This is a genomic window from Microvirga subterranea (genome assembly GCF_003350535.1).
In the GTDB taxonomy this organism is placed as follows: domain Bacteria; phylum Pseudomonadota; class Alphaproteobacteria; order Rhizobiales; family Beijerinckiaceae; genus Microvirga; species Microvirga subterranea.
The window spans coordinates 306,481-323,248 of the sequence record NZ_QQBB01000004.1; the positions used below are offsets into that span (position 1 = coordinate 306,481).

16 protein-coding genes are annotated in these 16,768 nt (G+C 68.1%); 12 read left to right on the plus strand and 4 right to left on the minus strand.

The annotated features are described in order from the left end of the window. The 12 genes from DES45_RS12245 (at nucleotide 1) to DES45_RS12300 (ending at nucleotide 12,929) form a co-directional block, all read left to right on the plus strand. On the plus strand, nucleotides 1–1,167 hold the full coding sequence (locus tag DES45_RS12245; protein ID WP_114770284.1) for an ABC transporter permease: 1,167 nt from the start codon (nucleotides 1–3) through the stop codon (nucleotides 1,165–1,167). Continuing rightward, a complete protein-coding gene (locus DES45_RS12250; protein ID WP_114770285.1) occupies nucleotides 1,164–2,792 on the plus strand; it encodes an ABC transporter ATP-binding protein in 1,629 nt (542 codons plus the stop codon). The genes DES45_RS12245 and DES45_RS12250 overlap by 4 nt, the downstream gene beginning before the upstream one ends. Nucleotides 2,793–2,809: 17 nt before the next feature. After that, nucleotides 2,810–3,844 carry a cation diffusion facilitator family transporter gene (locus DES45_RS12255; RefSeq protein ID WP_114770286.1) on the plus strand — a complete coding sequence of 345 codons (1,035 nt, stop codon included), beginning with the start codon at nucleotides 2,810–2,812 and terminating at the stop codon, nucleotides 3,842–3,844. A 44-nt stretch (nucleotides 3,845–3,888) separates the two neighbouring features. Then, nucleotides 3,889–5,109, plus strand: coding sequence for a phosphopentomutase (locus tag DES45_RS12260; RefSeq protein ID WP_114770287.1), 1,221 nt, complete (start codon nucleotides 3,889–3,891; stop codon nucleotides 5,107–5,109). A 128-nt stretch (nucleotides 5,110–5,237) separates the two neighbouring features. Further along, the gene (locus DES45_RS12265; protein WP_114770288.1) at nucleotides 5,238–6,500 is read left to right on the plus strand and encodes a GTP cyclohydrolase II; all 1,263 of its coding nucleotides are present in this window, start codon (nucleotides 5,238–5,240) and stop codon (nucleotides 6,498–6,500) included. A gap of 92 nt (nucleotides 6,501–6,592) precedes the next feature. Continuing rightward, nucleotides 6,593–7,846: a URC4/urg3 family protein gene (locus DES45_RS12270; protein ID WP_114770289.1), complete on the plus strand. Its 1,254-nt coding sequence runs from the start codon at nucleotides 6,593–6,595 to the stop codon at nucleotides 7,844–7,846. Between the two features lie 36 nt (nucleotides 7,847–7,882). Further along, a complete protein-coding gene (upp, locus tag DES45_RS12275; RefSeq protein WP_173947654.1) occupies nucleotides 7,883–8,512 on the plus strand; it encodes a uracil phosphoribosyltransferase in 630 nt (209 codons plus the stop codon). Nucleotides 8,513–8,559: 47 nt separating this feature from the next. Next, nucleotides 8,560–9,477, plus strand: a complete 918-nt coding sequence (locus tag DES45_RS12280) for a 2-dehydro-3-deoxygalactonokinase (RefSeq protein ID WP_170151479.1) — start codon at nucleotides 8,560–8,562, stop codon at nucleotides 9,475–9,477. Nucleotides 9,478–9,513: 36 nt separating this feature from the next. Beyond that, nucleotides 9,514–10,896 (plus strand): leucyl aminopeptidase family protein, encoded by a 1,383-nt coding sequence (locus DES45_RS12285; protein WP_114770291.1) that lies wholly within the window; start codon nucleotides 9,514–9,516, stop codon nucleotides 10,894–10,896. A gap of 74 nt (nucleotides 10,897–10,970) precedes the next feature. After that, nucleotides 10,971–11,318 (plus strand): MarR family transcriptional regulator, encoded by a 348-nt coding sequence (locus DES45_RS12290; RefSeq protein ID WP_114770292.1) that lies wholly within the window; start codon nucleotides 10,971–10,973, stop codon nucleotides 11,316–11,318. Next, nucleotides 11,315–12,163, plus strand: a complete 849-nt coding sequence (locus DES45_RS12295; protein WP_114770293.1) for a C40 family peptidase — start codon at nucleotides 11,315–11,317, stop codon at nucleotides 12,161–12,163. The genes DES45_RS12290 and DES45_RS12295 overlap by 4 nt, the downstream gene beginning before the upstream one ends. 7 nt (nucleotides 12,164–12,170) lie before the next feature. Continuing rightward, entirely contained in the window at nucleotides 12,171–12,929 is a 759-nt protein-coding gene (locus tag DES45_RS12300; protein ID WP_281024082.1) for a sulfite exporter TauE/SafE family protein, read from the plus strand. Nucleotides 12,930–12,932: 3 nt separating this feature from the next. Here DES45_RS12300 and DES45_RS12305 read toward each other — a convergent pair whose 3' ends face one another. The 4 genes from DES45_RS12305 to DES45_RS12320 are packed head-to-tail and all read right to left on the minus strand — an operon-like array spanning nucleotide 12,933 to nucleotide 16,764. After that, entirely contained in the window at nucleotides 12,933–13,874 is a 942-nt protein-coding gene (locus DES45_RS12305) for a 2-hydroxyacid dehydrogenase (protein ID WP_114770295.1), read from the minus strand. Further along, nucleotides 13,871–15,193, minus strand: coding sequence for a thymidine phosphorylase (deoA, locus tag DES45_RS12310; RefSeq protein ID WP_114770296.1), 1,323 nt, complete (start codon nucleotides 15,191–15,193; stop codon nucleotides 13,871–13,873). The genes DES45_RS12305 and deoA overlap by 4 nt, the downstream gene beginning before the upstream one ends. 1 nt (nucleotide 15,194) lies before the next feature. Further along, complete coding sequence (gene deoC, locus DES45_RS12315; protein ID WP_114770297.1) at nucleotides 15,195–15,956, minus strand: deoxyribose-phosphate aldolase; 762 nt, start codon at nucleotides 15,954–15,956, stop codon at nucleotides 15,195–15,197. Beyond that, complete coding sequence (locus DES45_RS12320) at nucleotides 15,949–16,764, minus strand: purine-nucleoside phosphorylase (protein WP_114770298.1); 816 nt, start codon at nucleotides 16,762–16,764, stop codon at nucleotides 15,949–15,951. The genes deoC and DES45_RS12320 overlap by 8 nt, the downstream gene beginning before the upstream one ends. Nucleotides 16,765–16,768: the final 4 nt, after the last annotated feature.

Here is a 16,768-nt window from a genome sequence, read left to right on the forward strand (position 1 = left end):
ATGAACGAGACCATTCCCGTCGTCTCTCCCGCGGCCAATGCGCCCGTCGCGCCGCCCCTGCCCCGCGAAGGCTTCATCCGCCTCTCGCCCCTCAACCGGCGGCGCCTGCAGAACTTCAAGGCGAACCGGCGCGGCTACTGGTCGTTCTGGATCTTCCTCGTGCTGTTCGTGCTCAGCCTCTTCGCGGAGCTCATCGCCAACGACAAGCCGATCCTCGCCTCCTACAAGGGCGAGCTGCTCTATCCGGCCTTCGTGGATTACCCGGAGGAGAAGTTCGGCGGCTTCCTCGCGCAGACGGATTACCGCGATCCGGTCATCGCCAAGGAGATCCAGGAGAACGGCTGGCTGCTCTGGGCGCCGGTCCGCTTCTCCTACAACACGCACAACCTCGACCTTCCGGTCCCCGCCCCCGCCCCGCCGACCTGGATGCTCACCGACGAGCAGTGCCGCCCGATCGCGGAGCGCACCGGCGGCACCGGCTGCAAGGACATCGAGTGGAACTGGCTCGGGACCGACGACCAGGGCCGCGACGTGGTGGCGCGCCTGATCTACGGCTTCCGCATCTCGGTGCTGTTCGGCCTCGCGCTCGCCAGCGTGTCGTCGGTGATCGGCGTGCTCGCGGGCGCCGTGCAGGGCTATTTCGGCGGCTGGGTCGACCTGCTCTTCCAACGCTTCATCGAGATCTGGACCGCGATCCCGGCGCTCTACCTCCTGATCATCATCTCGTCGATCATCACGCCGAGCTTCTTCGTGCTGCTCGGCATCCTGCTGCTGTTCTCCTGGGTGTCGCTCGTCGGCGTGGTCCGCGCCGAGTTCCTGCGAGCACGAAACTTCGAATACGTGCGCGCCGCACGCGCCTTAGGCCTGTCGAACGCCACCATCATGTTCAAGCATCTCCTGCCGAACGCGATGGTCGCGACGCTCACCTTCCTGCCCTTCATCCTCAACGGCTCGATCACGACGCTGACCTCCCTCGACTTCCTCGGCTTCGGCCTGCCGCCGGGCTCGCCCTCGCTCGGCGAGCTGCTGGCGCAAGGCAAGGCCAATCTTCAGGCGCCCTGGCTCGGCCTCACGGGCTTCTTCGTGATCGCCCTCATGCTGAGCCTGCTGATCTTCGTCGGCGAGGCGGTGCGTGATGCCTTCGACCCCAGAAAGGCCTTCCGATGACGGAACCGCTCCTCTCCGTCCAGGATCTCTCGGTCGCCTTCCGGCAGGGCGAGCAGGACATGCTGGCAGTCGACCGCATCTCGTTCGACCTCCGGAAGGGCGAGACCGTGGCGCTGGTCGGCGAATCCGGTTCCGGCAAGTCGGTCTCGGCGCTGTCGATCCTCAAGCTCCTGCCCTACCCGTCCGCGCATCACCCGTCGGGCCGCATCCTGTTCAAGGGCAAGGATCTGATCGCCGCCGACGAGGACGAGATGCGCAAAGTGCGCGGCGACGACATCACCATGGTGTTCCAGGAGCCGATGACATCGCTCAACCCGCTCCACACCATCGAGCGCCAAGTCGGCGAGATCCTCAAGCTCCATCGCGGCATGTCCGACCGGGACGCACGCGCCCGCACCCTCGAACTCCTGACCCTCGTGGGCATCCGCGACGCGGAAAGCCGCCTCGGCGCCTATCCGCACCAGCTCTCCGGCGGCCAGCGCCAGCGCGTGATGATCGCCACGGCGCTCGCGAACGAGCCGGACCTCTTCATCGCCGACGAGCCGACGACGGCCCTCGACGTGACCGTGCAGGCGCAGATCCTGAAGCTGCTCGCCGAGCTGAAGAGCCGGCTCGACATGGCCATGCTGTTCATCACCCACGATCTCGGCATCGTCCGGAAGGTCGCGGACCGCGTCTGCGTGATGCTGAAGGGGAAGATCGTCGAGCAGGGAACCGTCGCGGAGGTGTTCGGCAACCCGCAGCATCCCTACACGCAGAAACTCCTGGCGGCGGAGCCGAAGGGCCGCGCCAACCCGGTTCCGACCCAGGCTCCCGTCGTGGTCGAGGCGGGCCCCATCAAGGTGTGGTTCCCGATCAAGCGCGGCTTCTTCCGCAAGACGGTCGGCCACGTGAAGGCGGTCGACGGCGTGTCGGTCCGCATCCGCAGGGGCGAGACGGTCGGCGTGGTCGGCGAATCCGGCTCCGGCAAGACGACGCTGGGGCTCGCGATCCTGCGCCTCGTGGCGTCGGAAGGCCCGGTCGTGTTCCTCGGCAACCGCATCGACGGCCTGCGCTCGAAAGAGCTGCGCCCGATGCGTAAGAACCTGCAGGTCGTGTTCCAGGACCCCTACGGCTCGCTCTCGCCGCGCATGTCGGTGGCGGAGATCGTCGAGGAGGGCCTGCTCGTCCAGGACAAAGGGCTCTCCTATGCGGAGCGCCGCGATGTGGTCGCGCGCGCCCTGCACGACGTCGGCCTCGACCCGGCCACCATGGACCGCTACCCGCACGAGTTCTCCGGCGGCCAGCGCCAGCGCATCGCGATCGCCCGCGCTATGGCGCTGGAGCCGCAATTCATCATGCTCGACGAGCCCACCTCCGCCCTCGACATGTCGGTGCAGGCGCAGATCGTGGAGCTGCTGCGCGACCTGCAGAAGCGGCGCGATCTTGCCTACATGTTCATCAGCCACGACCTGAAGGTCGTGCGCGCGCTCGCCAACCACGTGGTGGTGATGCAGAACGGCAGGATCGTCGAGGAAGGCTCGGCCGAGAGCATCTTCGCGGAACCGAAGACGGAATACACCCGCGCCCTCTTCGCCGCGGCCTTCAACCTCGAGACGGTCGCGTCCAACGCCGTCCGGCAATAGAACACCCCAGTCACACCATGCACGCACATTCGCACTCGAAAGACCATTCCCACCACGGTCACGGACATTCCCATGCCGTGGGTCACGGCCGCGCCTTCCTCATCGGGATCACGCTCAATCTGGGCTTCGTGGCGATCGAAGCGGTTTACGGCATCCTTGCGGATTCCATGGCGCTCCTGTCGGATGCGGGCCATAACCTGAGCGACGTGCTCGGCCTCGCCATCGCCTGGGGCGCGGCCCTGCTCGCCCGGCGCAGGCGCAGCGACCGCTTCACTTACGGCCTGCGGTCGAGCTCGATCCTCGCGGCCCTGTTCAATGCCCTGCTGCTCCTCGTGGCCGTCGGCGGCATCGCGTGGGAGTCGATCAGCCGCCTGATCGAGCCCGCGCCGGTGGCGGCCGGCACCGTGATGGTGGTGGCCGCCATCGGCATTCTCGTGAACGGCTTCACGGCCTTCCTGTTCATGAAAGGCAGCCACGACGACCTCAACATCCGCGGCGCGTTCCTGCACATGGTGGCGGATGCGGCCGTCTCCCTCGGCGTCGTGCTCGCGGGCGCGGCCATCCTGTGGACCGGAGCCACATGGATCGACCCGCTCCTCAGCCTCGTGATCGCCGGCGTGATCGTCTGGAGCACATGGGATCTTCTGCGCCAATCGCTGACGCTGTCCCTGCACGGCGTGCCGCGCGGGGTCTCGGTTCCGGACGTCAGAAGGATGCTGGAGGGGCGGCCAGGCGTGAGCCGGGTCCATCACCTCCATGTCTGGGCCATGAGCACGACGGAAACGGCCATGACCGTGCACCTCGTCATGCCCGACGGGCATCCCGGCGACCGCTTCCTGGCCGAGATCCAGCAGGAGCTGAAACAGCACTTCGGGATCGGGCATTCCACGATCCAGATCGAGATCCACGCCGCCGAGGGACATGTGGATCCTCACGAGTGCCCGCTCGACGACCACGGCCACGATCATCCCCACGATCACGAGCACGACCGCCACGGTCACAGGCACGGGGGGCACCCTCGCACGACCGGGGGGTCGCCTCGCGGGTCGTAATGGCGTATCACCCGTGGTTCCCGGTGGACTGAAGGACTGATCACATGCCCCGCGCGCTTCTCATCGTTCTCGATTCCGTCGGCATCGGCGGCGCCGAGGATGCGGCCGCCTATGGCGACGCCGGAGCCGACACCCTCGGCCACATTGCGGAAGCCTGCGCGGCCGGCCGCGGCGACCGGCCGGGACTGCGCCAGGGACCGCTCCACCTGCCCCACATGGCGGCTTTCGGCCTCGGCCTCGCCTGCGAGGCCTCGACGGGGCGCATGCCGCCGAACCTTGCCTCGGGCAGCGCCCTGAAGGGCGCCTGGGGCTACGGGGTCGAGACCTCGAAAGGCAAGGACACGCCCTCGGGCCACTGGGAGATCGCGGGCGTCCCGGTCGATTTCGACTGGGGCTATTTCCCGAACACGATCCCGTCCTTCCCCAAGGAGTTGACGGACGCGCTGATCGAACGGGGAAGGCTGCCCGGCATCCTCGGCGACAAGCACGCCTCCGGCACCGAGATCATCGACGCGTTCGGGCCTGAGCACATGCGGACCGGCAAACCGATCTGCTACACCTCCGTCGACAGCGTGCTGCAGATCGCCGCTCACGAGGAGACGTTCGGGCTCGAACGCCTCTACGAGCTCTGCCGCATCGGGCGCGAGCTCTGCGACGCGTACAAGATCGGCCGCGTGATCGCCCGGCCGTTCCTGGGCTCGCCCGAAGCCGGGTTCAAGCGCACCGGCAACCGCAAGGACTTCGCGACGCCGCCGCCCTCCGACACCATTCTGGACGTCCTCGCGCAGCAAGGCCGCGCCGTCGTCACTGTCGGCAAGATCGGCGACATCTTCGCCCATCGCAGCACGGGCCGGGAGATCAAGCCGAACGGCAACGACGCCTGCCTGTCGGCCGCGATCGAGGCCATGCGGGACTTAGCGGATGGCGGCTTCGTCTTTGCCAACCTGGTCGATTTCGACAGCGAGTTCGGCCACCGCCGCGACATTCCGGGCTATGCGGCGGCTCTCGAAGCCTTCGACCGGCGCGTGCCGGAGATCGAGACGGCCCTGCGGGACGGCGATCTCGTGATCGTCACGGCCGACCACGGCAACGACCCCTCCTGGCACGGCACGGACCACACCCGGGAGCACATCCCGATCCTGTGCTTCGGGCCGGGCGTCGGTGCAGGCTCCATCGGCCGGCGCGCCAGCTTCGCCGATATCGGCGCCACGGTTCTGGCCCATCTGGGCGTGCGCTCGTCCGGCAAGGGAGAATCCTGGCTCTAGCTCAGGAACGGCCCCGCTTCCCGGCGATTGACGGCACCGCAACTTTGGATCAGTCTTACCCAGATCGTAAGGAGACTCTCCGGACGGTCCATGGGGAGTCTTCCCGTTCACGCGTGGAAGATGTTTTGATGAGCTCACCCAACCGCTCGACCCATATCCGGCTTACCTCCCATCCCGAACCGTCCGCCGCTACGAGCCGCCACCCGATCAAATGGGGCGCCGCCGACCCGCGGGAGCGCGGTCCGATCATCGGGTCGGTGACCAACCCGGCCGACCGCAACGTCATCGGGGCCCATGGCGGGTCCTATTCGCTCTACCGGGCGCTCGCCATCTCAGCCCGCGCCCTGAACCCGGTCACGCGACCCGACCTCCACAACACGCACCCGACCGCCGAGATCGGCCCCCATCCGCAATGGTCTGAAGCCGGCAAGATCGTGTCCCTCGATCCGTGGGGACACATGGTCGGGCAGGTTTTCAAGGACGAGATCGCCGGCGGCATCGACATCCGCCCCACCATCGCGGTCACCAAGGCGCGCCTCAACATGCCGGAGATCCTCTCGGCCATGGGGCTGAAGCGCCTCAAGGCCGACGGAGGCGTCCTGCACGAGTCGGGTGACATCTCCGTCACAAAGGTGGCGGTGGATCCGGTCTGGTACCTGCCCGGCATCGCGGCGCGCTTCGGCTGCTCCGAGGGCGAGTTGCGCCGCACCCTGTTCGAGCAGACCGGCGGCATGTTCCCGGAACTCGTCACGCGTCCCGACATGAGCGTGTTCCTGCCGCCGATCGGCAACACAACCGTCTACATAATCGGCGACGTGGCGGGCCTGAGCGACCCGAAGCGCAGGATCGCCTGCCGCGTCCACGACGAATGCAACGGCTCGGACGTGTTCGGCTCTGACATCTGCACCTGCCGCCCCTATCTCGTGCACGGCATCGAGGAATGCGTGCGCGAGGCGCAGGCCGGCGGCGTCGGCGTGATCGCCTATAACCGCAAGGAGGGCCGCGCACTCGGCGAGGTCACCAAGTTCCTCGTCTACAATGCCCGCAAGCGGCAGGAAGGCGGCGATTCCGCCTCGACCTATTTCGAGCGCACGGAATGCGTGGCGGGCGTTCAGGATGCGCGCTTCCAGCAGCTCATGCCCGACGTGCTGCACTGGCTCGGCATCCGCCGCATCGACCGGCTCATGTCCATGTCGAACATGAAATACGACGCCATCACGGGATCCGGCATCGAGGTCGTCGAGCGCGTGCCGATCCCGCCGGAGCTGGTGCCGCCCGATGCGCAGGTGGAGCTGGAGGCCAAGAAGGCCGCCGGCTACTACACGCCCGACGGCGCGCCCGACGCGTCCTCGCTGGAGCAGGTGAAGGGCCGCGACCTCGAGCGGTTTTAACTTTAACCTTCTCGACAAACGGCGCCGCGCCGGAGTGCTGCGGCGCCGAACTCTGTGCTAACGCTTCTCCCCGGAGAGCATCGAGGCCTTGCGTGACGGATCAGCAGAACCTTTCCCCCGAGACAGAAGCCGCCCGCAGCCTCCTGTCGGCCAAGGCCGTGCGCGAGCGCTCCCATCAGCTGTTGCAGCATGGGCTCGAAGGCCGCCTCCGGCATTTCACGGTGCACCCGGACCGGCTGGACGCCTGCGCGGACGAGGTGGTGGCGACGATCCGCGAAGCCTATCCGTCCCTCGACATTCCGTTCCACGCCCGCTGGCGCCACTTCTCGGCCGGAGGCTACGACCGCTGGGAGGCGGTGATGGGCGGAGCGCCGTGGACCGATGCGGGCGCCATGGCGCGCTCCGCCTTCGACCTCGCCATCATGTCCGTCCTGCTCGACGCGGGCGCAGGTGCGCAGTGGCGCTACGAGGAAGGCCGCACGGGCGAGACCTTCGCCCGCTCTGAAGGCCTTGCGGTCGCGAGCTTCGATATGTTCATCGGCGGCGCCTTCTCGAGCCGGCCGGAGGACCCGTTCCGGGTCGATGCGGACGTGCTGCTCACCCTCAGGCCGGAGGATCTGGCGGAGGGCTTCCAGGTTTCCGCCGACAATCCGCTCGTCGGCCTCGAAGGCCGCGCCGCCCTGCTCAACCGCCTCGGTCGCACGGTGGCGGTCAATCCCGACATCTTCGGCCAGCACGATGACCCGCGCCCGGGCGGCCTCTTCGACGTGGTCGCCGCGACCGCCGAGGACGACACCATCAGGGCGACCGCGATCCTCGACGCCCTGCTGACCTACCTCGGCCCCATCTGGCCGGGCCGCATCACCCTCGGCGGGATCGATCTCGGTGATACCTGGCGCCATCCTCTGGTCGAGGCGCCGGATGCCACTAACGGGCTGATCCCGTTCCACAAGCTCTCGCAATGGCTCGCCTATTCGCTCATCGAGCCGCTGGAATGGGCGGGCTTCAGAGTCGTCGACGTCGACGGGCTCACGGGCCTGCCCGAATACCGCAACGGCGGCCTTTTCCTTGATTCCGGCGTTCTGTCCCTCAAGGATCCGGCCGATGCCGACCGCCCTCACAATGTCGATTCGACCCTGGTGGTGGAATGGCGGGCCTTGACGGTCGCGCTTCTTGACCGCATTGCCGAACCGATCAGGGCCAAGCTGGGATTCAAGGCGGAGGATTTTCCGCTCGCCAAGGTGCTGGAAGGCGGCACCTGGGCGACGGGTCGCAGATTGGCCAAGGACCGGCGGCCGGGCGGCGCGCCCCCTCTCACGATCATCAGCGACGGAACGGTATTTTAGATGAATCAGCACTCAACCATGACAGGGGGACGGAGCATGCAGGGCGTGACCGTGGTCGATCATCCGCTCGTTCAGCACAAGCTGACGCTGATGCGGGAGAAGGAGCGCTCCACGAAGGGTTTCCGCCAGCTCCTCAACGAGATCGGCATGCTGCTCTGCTACGAGGTCACCCGCGACCTGCCGGTGGAGCGGATCGAGATCGAGACGCCGATGACCGCAATGGAAGGCGTGCAGATCGCCGGAAAGAAGCTCGTCTTCGCGCCGATCCTGCGCGCCGGCGTCGGATTCCTGGACGGCATGCTGACGCTGGTTCCGGCCGCGCGCGTCGCCCATATCGGCCTCTACCGCGATCCTGAATCGCTGCAGGCGGTGGAGTACTACTTCAAGGCTCCGTCCGACCTCGCGGACCGCATGGTGCTCGTGCTCGATCCCATGCTCGCCACGGCGAACTCGGCCGTGGCCGCCATCGACCGCCTCAAGGAGCGCGGCGCGAAGGACCTGCGCTTCGTCTGCCTGCTCGCCGCGCCGGAAGGCATCGAGAAGCTGCGTGGCGCGCATCCCGACGTGCATATCTGGACCGCCGCCGTCGACAGTCATCTCAACGATCACGGCTATATCGTCCCCGGCCTCGGCGATGCGGGCGACCGCATGTATGGAACGCGCTGAGCGCCCCTCCGGTTAAGCCCTCGCATCGAACCAGGGGATTGCCAGCCTTGCGCTTCATCGTCGCCGATTGGGGAACGACCCGGTTTCGCGGATATCTCGTCGAGAACGAGACCATCATCGACGAGGTCTCGTCGGAGGAAGGCGTCTCGGCGCTGCAATCGGGCCAGCACCGCGACGTGTTCATGCGCCAGTGCGGCCGGTGGCTCGAAGCGGAGCCCGACGCGCCGGTGCTGCTCGTCGGCATGGTCGGCAGCCGCGAGGGTTGGGTCATGGCGCCCTACGCGTCCTGCCCGGCGGGACCCGCGGACGTCGCTGCGGCCATGATCCCGGTCGAGTTGGAGAACGGGCGCAAGGCCCATATCGTGCCGGGGCTCACCTGCGAGCCCGCGCCCGGCGCCTACGACGTCATGCGCGGAGAGGAGACGCTGGTGCTCGGCTCCGGCGTCGAGGACGGCATCGTGTGCTCGCCCGGCACGCATCCCAAGTGGATCGAGATGCGCGGCGGCCGCGTGCAGCGCTTCGCCACCTATATGACCGGCGAGATGTACGCGCTCCTGCGCGAGCATTCGATGATCGGCCGGCCGGCGACGGAGCCGGAGGATCCAAAGGGGTTCGACCTCGGCCTCGACGCGGCTGCCCGCAACGGCGGCGACACCGGTGAGAGGCGGGTCGGCCTGCTGCATCTCCTGTTCGGCGCGCGCGCCGCGGTCGTATCGGGCCACATGGCGACCGGCCTGCTGGCGCCCTACCTGTCGGGCCTGCTCACCGGCGACGAGATCAACGGGGCGCTGTCCCAGTTCGGCAAGCCGGCTTCCGTCACCATCCTGGCGGATGCGCCGCGCGCGGATCTCTACATCCATGCCCTGGCCCGCCACGGAATCGCCACGCAGGTGCGCGCTCCTCGCGAGGCGCTCATCGCCGGCCTCGCCCGGATCGTGCGCGCGCATGCGCAGGCCAAGAACTAGTTTTCGTCGACCCTTCCTCCCAAGCGAGCTTTCACGATGCCCCATCCTCTTCTCGCCTCTTCCGCGGACCAGTCGCGTCCCATCTGGCTGGTGAACGAGGCGACCTGGCCTCAGGTCTCCGAGAGCCTTCCGCCGGCGGCCCGGAGTTTCGCGAAGGCGCAAGGGTTCGAGGCGAAGGCCGGCAGCCACTGCATCCTGCCGGATGCGGAGGGAGGCCTGCTCGGCGTGCTCTTCGGGCTCGACGGCGAGGAGGCGAAACCGGTCAATCCTTTCCTCGTCGGCAAGCTTCCGACGGTTCTCCCGGAAGGCGTCTACCGATTCGAGACGGAGGCGCCCGATCCGTCACTCGCGGCGCTCGCGTGGCTCCTGGGCGCGTACTCGTTCAACCGCTACCGCAAGCGTCCCGAGAAGGCGGTGCGCCTCGTGGTTCCGCAGGGGGTCGAGGGCAACGAGGTGGCGAGCATCGCCAGCGCCGTGGCGGCGAGCCGCGACCTCGTGAACACGCCGACGAGCGATCTCGGCCCGGACGGCATCGAGGCGGCGGCGCGCCACGTGGCCGACCGGCACGGCGCCGATTTCAAGAGCATCGTGGGCGACGATCTGCTGAAGCAGAACTTCCCGATGATCCATGCGGTGGGCCGCGCCTCCGCCACGCCGCCGCGCCTCATCGACATCACCTGGGGACGCGAGGACGCGCCGCGCATCACGATCGTCGGCAAGGGCGTCGCGTTCGACACCGGCGGCCTCGACATCAAGCCGGCCTCCTCCATGCTGCTCATGCGCAAGGACATGGGCGGCGCAGCGGCGACGCTCGCGCTCGCCGACATGATCATGGGCGCGGGCCTGCCCGTGCGGCTGCGCGTCCTGATCCCGGCGGTGGAGAATTCGATCGCCGGCAATGCCTTCCGGCCCGGCGACATCCTGCAGAGCCGAAAGGGCATCACGGTCGAGATCGGCAATACGGACGCCGAGGGCCGCCTGATTCTTGGCGACGCGCTGGCCCTTGCCGACGAGGAGAATCCGGATCTCGTCGTCGACTTCGCGACGCTCACCGGCGCGGCCCGCGTCGCGCTTGGCCCGGAGCTGCCGGCCTTCTTCACCGACGACGACGCGCTGGCGGCCGAGATCTCCCGGCACGGCACGGCGGTGAACGATCCCGTCTGGCGCCTGCCGCTCTGGTCGCCCTATCAGGCGCAGCTCGATTCCAAGTTCGCCGACATCAACAACACCGGCGGCCCGATGGCAGGCTCGATCACGGCCGCCCTGTTCCTGCGCCGCTTCGTGGGCGCCGCGAAGGCGTGGGTGCATTTCGACATCTTCGCTTGGAACAACGCCACCAGGCCGGGCCGGCCGGAAGGCGGCGAGGTCCAGGCCGCGCGGCTGATGTATGCCCTGCTGAAGGATCGATACGGTTCCTAAAGCATAACCCCAGAGGGCGGTTGCACCCATCGTCGCAGGATCAATACTGCGGTTCCGAGACGAACGGTGCAGCCATGCCTGTCGAGTTGCGTGCCTACCAATCGCTGAAGCTCTGGCACGACGTGCATCTCGATCTGGTGCACCAGGGCGAGGACCTGTCCGCGCGCCAGATGGCCATTCTCCTGACGATCTACCTGGAGCCTCCGCCCCACACGGTGCGGGGCCTCGCCAAGAAGCTCGGCGTGACCAAGCCCGTGATCACGCGGGCGCTCGACACCATGGGCAAGCTCGACCTCGTCTCCCGCCGCCGGGATGAGGCGGATCGGCGCAACGTCATCATTCAGCGCACGGTGGCTGGCGCATTGGCGGTGGAGCGGTTAGGAGACATCATTACCGCCCGCGCCAAGGAGTTGCCCCTATGACGTTCGACCGTCGCATCACCCCGTTCCGCGCCGACCTGGCCGACGAGAAGCTGCGCGGACAGGTCGGCGCGGAACGGTTCGCCGCCGGTGCCGTTAAGCGCGTCGTCGAGGCTTACGCGTCCCTGCATCGCCATCCGTCGCGCGAGGGGCCCGTGGACACGCAGGCCATCATGGGCGAGGCCGTGACCGTCTACGACGAGCATGAGGGCTGGTCCTGGGTGCAGCTCCACGACGACGGCTATGTGGGCTATCTGCCGAGCGCGGCCTTAGGCGAGCCCGGACCCGCCCCGACCCACCGGGTCGGCGCGGTGCGCACCTACGTGTATCCGGGCCCGAACCTGAAGCTGCCCGATGCGGGGTTCCTGACCATCAATTCCAAGGTCGCCGTGACGGGCCTCGAGGGCAACTACGCCCGCCTCGCGAGCGGCGGCTGGGTCTTCGCCGCGCATCTGTCCGACCTCGGCACGTTCGAGCCGGACCACGTCGCGGTCGCCGAGCGCCTTCTGCACACGCCCTACCTCTGGGGCGGCAAGACCAGCGTCGGCCTCGACTGCTCCGGCCTCGCGCAGACCGTGCTCACCGCCGCCGGCATCAAGGCGCCGCGCGACAGCGACATGCAGGAGCAGCAGCTCGGCACACCGGTCGAGGTGCGGCCCGATCTCGGCGGCCTCGAGCGCGGCGATCTGGTGTTCTGGAAGGGCCATGTGGGCCTGATGCTAGACGAGACGCGCCTCATTCACGCGACCGGGCACACCATGACGGTCTATGTCGAGCCGCTGGCGGTCGCCGAGGAGCGCATCCGCACCACGAGCTACGGCCCGATCACGTCGATCAAGCGCCTCTGAACGCACCGTGCCGGATCCGCTCGTTCTACTCGTCGCGTCCTGCGGCGTCTTCGTCATCGCCTTCATGAAGGGCGCCTTCGGGGGCGGCCTCGCCATCATCGGCATCCCGCTTCTGGCGCTCGTCATGGACCCGCTGGAGGCGGGCGCGCTGCTGGCGCCGCTCTTCATCGTGATGGATGTGGCCGCTCTGTACTACTGGCGGCCGGGCACCTGGTCCAAGGTCGACCTCATGTGGCTGCTGCCGGGCCTTGCGGTGGGGACGGGCCTCGGCTTCCTGTTGATGAGCGTCGCCGATACCCATGCGGTCGCGATCCTCATGGCGGTGGTGACGCTCGCCTTCACGGGCCTGTGGTTTCGCGGCGGCGGAAAGGTCGTGCAGAGGCCGCGCTCCAAGCCGAAGGCGCTGATCGCCGGAACGGCCTCCGGCATCACCTCCATGATCGCCCATTCGGGCGGTCCGCCCATGTCGATGTACCTTCTGCCGCTCGGCCTGTCGAAGGCCGTCTATGCCGGCACGAGCAGCAGCTATTTCGCGGTCGGCAACGTCATGAAGGTGATCCCCTGGCTCGTGCTCGCCAAGCCCGACGCGGCCCTGTGGACGCTGATGGGACTGTGCCTGCCCGTCATCCCGCTCGGCGTCTGGGCCGGCTACAGGCTGCACGCGCGCCTGAACCAGGCCCAGCTCTACCGCCTGCTCTACGGCCTGCTCTTTGTCGCCGCCCTCAAGCTCCTGTGGGACGGCCTGCGCGGCTACGGCCTTGTCTGACGATCAGTAGCCGCGTGTCCGGTCGACCACGTTCTGGAACGGCTGTCCCGCCTCGTGCCGGCGGATCTGGTCCGCGATGTAGCGCGCAGTCATCTCCGGATCGCTCACGGCGGAATTATGCGGCGTGACGGTGACGCGCGGGTGGGTCCAGAGCGGCGAATCCTGCGGCAGGGGCTCGGTCTCGAATACGTCGAGCGTCGCAGCCTTGAGCGTGCCGTCGTCGAGGCAGGCGACGATGTCGGCCTCCACCTGCGAGCCGCCGCGGCCCGCATTGATCAGGACCGGACCGCCGAGGCGTCCGTCCCGCGCGAGCTTTTGGAACAGGCTTCGGTTGAGGATGCCGCGCGTGTCCGGCGTCAGGGGCAGCAGGCTCACCAGGATATCGGTGCGCGCGAGGAATGCGTCCAATCCCTTATCACCGGAGAAGACCTCGAAGCCCTCGACCGCCTTCGCGCTGCGGCTCCAGCCGGCGACGTCGAAGCCCATCACCTTGAGCTTGCGCGCCGCATCCTGCCCGAGCACGCCGAAGCCCATGACACCGACGCGAACGTCGCCCGCGATCGGCGGCTCGCGATCCGGCGCCCAGCGCTTCGCGCGCTGGTCGGCGTCGTACCGGCGCTGGTCGCGCAGATGCATCAGGCAGTGCATCACCACGTACTCGCTCATGCGATGGGTGAGATCGTCCTGCGAGACGCGAACGATCGGCACGTCGGGCAGGTTGGGATAGCCCATCAGATGATCGACGCCGGCCCCGAGCGAAAAGATCGCTTCGAGCGCCGGAAGGCCCGAGAGGCTTCCGGGCTTCGGCCCCCAGGTCGCCACATAGCGGATGCTCCCGCGGTCGAAATCCTCGCCGAGCACGGCGATGGGGCGCCCGGGCAGATGCACCTTGAAGCGCTCGACCCACGGCTCCGGCTCCCAGGTCAGGGCGACGAGCAAACTCACGATGCGGCTCCGATGCGTTCGAGGATGAGAGGACCGGCCTCGGCCTTTTCCTCGCCGAGACGGTAAGCGGCCCGGACCACGCGCGCGGCCGCCTCAGCGGCCTCCTCGCTGCGGGCATGCACGATGGCGAGAGGCCGCTCGCGGTCGATCACCGTGCCGACTCCGGCGAGTTCGGTGAGGCCGACCGCATGGTCGATCGGGTCCTGCGGCCGCGTGCGCCCACCGCCGAGCGCCACGACGGCGAGGCCCACGTCGCGCGTCGCGATATTCTGCACGATGCCCGTACGCTCCGCATGGATGGGGCGGACGACGGGGGCGGTGGCAAGATGCGCCTCGGGACGGTCGAGGAGGTCCGACGGTCCACCGAGCGCCACCACCATGCGCCCGAAGATCTCCGCGGCCTTGCCGGACGCGACCGCCTCCTCGATCCTGGCTCGCGCGTCGACGATGCTGTCCGTGATCCTGCCGAGCACGAGCATCTCGGCGCAGAGCTCCACGTTCACCTCGTGGAAGCGCTTCTCGCGCCGGCGGCCCGTCAAGTAGTCGGCGATGTAGGCGACCTCCACGGCGTTGCCGGCCGCCGAGGCCAGCGGCTCGTTCATGTCAGTGAGCAGCGCGCTCGTGGGAAGGCCGGCGCCGTTGGCGACGAGCACGAGGCTCTCGGCCAATGCGCGCGCGTCGGCCGCATTGTCCATGAAGGCGCCGGAGCCGAACTTCACGTCCATGACGAGGCCCTGCAGCCCCGCCGCCAGCTTCTTCGACAGGATGGAGGCGGTGATGAGATCGATGGACTCGACCGTCGCAGTCACGTCGCGAATGGAATAGAGGCGCTTGTCGGCCGGCGCGAGGTCCGCCGTCTGGCCGATGATGGCGCAGCCGACCTCCTGCGTCACACGGCGGAACGTGTCGATGTCCGGCTGCGTCACGTAGCCCGGAATGGAATCGAACTTGTCGAGGGTGCCGCCCGTGTGGCCGAGGCCGCGGCCGGAGATCATCGGCACATAGCCGCCGCAGGCTGCCACCGCCGGCGCGAGCGCGAGGCTGATCGTGTCGCCAACGCCGCCCGTGGAGTGCTTGTCGAGAACGGGGCCCGGCAGGTCCCATATCAGCACCTCACCCGAGCGGGTCATCGCCTGAGTCAGGGCGACGCGCTCCGGCACTGTCAGGCCGCGGAAGAACACCGCCATAGCGAAGGAAGCCGCCTGCCCCTCGGAGACGCGGCCCGAGGTCAGGCCCTCGATGAAGCTGTGGATCTGCTCGGCTTCGAGCATGCCGCCGTCGCGCTTGCGGCGGATGATTTCCTGCGGAAGGTGAGACATGTCAGTAGGTCCCGGCGGCCGTCATGCTGGCGCGCCCTTCAATGGCGGCGATCAGCGCGTCGTAGACGCTGCTGGCGCCGATGCGGAATGTTCGGGGCGTCGCCCAGCCGGGCCCCATGATGCGATCGGCGAGATCGAAATAGATCTTCGCGTCGGCGAGCGTGCGGATGCCGCCGGACGGCTTGAGGCCGACAGGGCGGCCCGACGCCTTGATGGCGTTCAGCATGATCTCGGCGGCCTGCGGCGTCGCCGAGACAGGCGTCTTGCCCGTCGAGGTCTTGATGAAGTCTGCGCCGGCCTCAATGGCAAGCCGGCTCGCGGTCTCGACGAGGGCCGGCTCCTTCAGCTCGCCTGTCTCCAGGATCACCTTCAACAGTCGCCCCTGGTCCACGAGATCGCGCACCGCTTCGATCATCTCGGTCGCAATCCCGTGGTCGCCCCGGCGCACGGCCTCGTAGGGCAGCACGAGGTCGATCTCGTTCGCGCCGTCGGACAAGGCCTCCTGCACGTCGTCGGAGACGCGGCCGACATCCTCGCCGCCGGCCGGAAAGTTCACCACGGTGGCGATGCGCACGGGCGAGCCCTTGAGGTTGTCCTGCGCGCGCTTGACGAATTGCGGCCATACGCAGACGGCCGCCACGGGGCCGCGCGGATCGACTGCCTTGGCGCAGAGCGCGTCGATGGCCTGGTCGGTGCAGGTGTCGGTGAGATCGGTGAGGTCGAGGCAGCGCAGGGCCCGTTGGGCCGTTTCCACATCAGACATGGGGGAGCTCCGCAACGAAGGCGCGAATGAGACGCTTGAACTTGTCCGAGGCCTCGGCCGCCGTGTCCTTGGTCTCCTGGTGCGAGGGCGAGGCTCCCTCAATGCCGGCGGCAAGGTTGGTCACCACGGAGACCGCCGCGACCTTGAGGCCGTAGTAGCGGGCGAGGATCACCTCGGGCACGGTCGACATGCCGACGAGATCGCCGCCAAGGACCTGCACCATGCGGATCTCGGCCGGGGTCTCGAAGCTGGGGCCGGAAAGCCACGCATAGACGCCCTCCGGCAGGTCGATGCCGATGCGGCCCGCAGCCTTCTGCAATGCATCGCGCAGTCCCGCATCATAGGCGCCGGTGAGCGACACGAAGCGCCCCTCCGTGTGATCGCGCAGGAGCGGGTTGGCGCCCGAAAGGTTGAGATGGTCGTTGATGGCCACGAGGCTGCCGGGACGGATCTCCGCCCGCACGGAGCCTGCCGCGTTGGTCAGCACGAGCGTCGAGATGCCGAGTTCCTTCACGAAGGCCACCGGCAGCCGCATGGCGCCTGCATCGCCCGTCTCGTAGTAATGCGCTCGGCCCTGGAACAGGAGCACGCGCTTGCCTTCGAGCCTGCCGGCCACGAGGCGCCCCGCATGACCCGAGACGCCGCTGCGCGGGAAGTTCGGGATGTCCGCATAGGCCAGGCTCACCGGATCGCTGAGCTCGTCCACGAGGGTCCCGAGCCCGGTTCCGAGCACGAAGGCCGCATCGAAATGGCCGTCGAAGCCGTGTCTGCGCACGAACTCGGCCGCTTCCTGAACGTGTTGTTGCATCTCA

Coding starts and splice junctions, on each gene's coding strand:
- DES45_RS12245 (WP_114770284.1), top strand. CDS start 1: ATGAACGAGACCATTCCCGTCGTCTCTCCCGCGGCCAATGCGCCCGTC.
- DES45_RS12250 (WP_114770285.1), top strand. CDS start 1,164: ATGACGGAACCGCTCCTCTCCGTCCAGGATCTCTCGGTCGCCTTCCGG.
- DES45_RS12255 (WP_114770286.1), top strand. CDS start 2,810: ATGCACGCACATTCGCACTCGAAAGACCATTCCCACCACGGTCACGGA.
- DES45_RS12260 (WP_114770287.1), top strand. CDS start 3,889: ATGCCCCGCGCGCTTCTCATCGTTCTCGATTCCGTCGGCATCGGCGGC.
- DES45_RS12265 (WP_114770288.1), top strand. CDS start 5,238: ATGAGCTCACCCAACCGCTCGACCCATATCCGGCTTACCTCCCATCCC.
- upp (WP_173947654.1), top strand. CDS start 7,883: ATGCAGGGCGTGACCGTGGTCGATCATCCGCTCGTTCAGCACAAGCTG.
- DES45_RS12285 (WP_114770291.1), top strand. CDS start 9,514: ATGCCCCATCCTCTTCTCGCCTCTTCCGCGGACCAGTCGCGTCCCATC.
- DES45_RS12290 (WP_114770292.1), top strand. CDS start 10,971: ATGCCTGTCGAGTTGCGTGCCTACCAATCGCTGAAGCTCTGGCACGAC.
- DES45_RS12295 (WP_114770293.1), top strand. CDS start 11,315: ATGACGTTCGACCGTCGCATCACCCCGTTCCGCGCCGACCTGGCCGAC.
- deoA (WP_114770296.1), bottom strand. CDS start 15,193: ATGTCTCACCTTCCGCAGGAAATCATCCGCCGCAAGCGCGACGGCGGC.
- deoC (WP_114770297.1), bottom strand. CDS start 15,956: ATGTCTGATGTGGAAACGGCCCAACGGGCCCTGCGCTGCCTCGACCTC.
- DES45_RS12320 (WP_114770298.1), bottom strand. CDS start 16,764: ATGCAACAACACGTTCAGGAAGCGGCCGAGTTCGTGCGCAGACACGGC.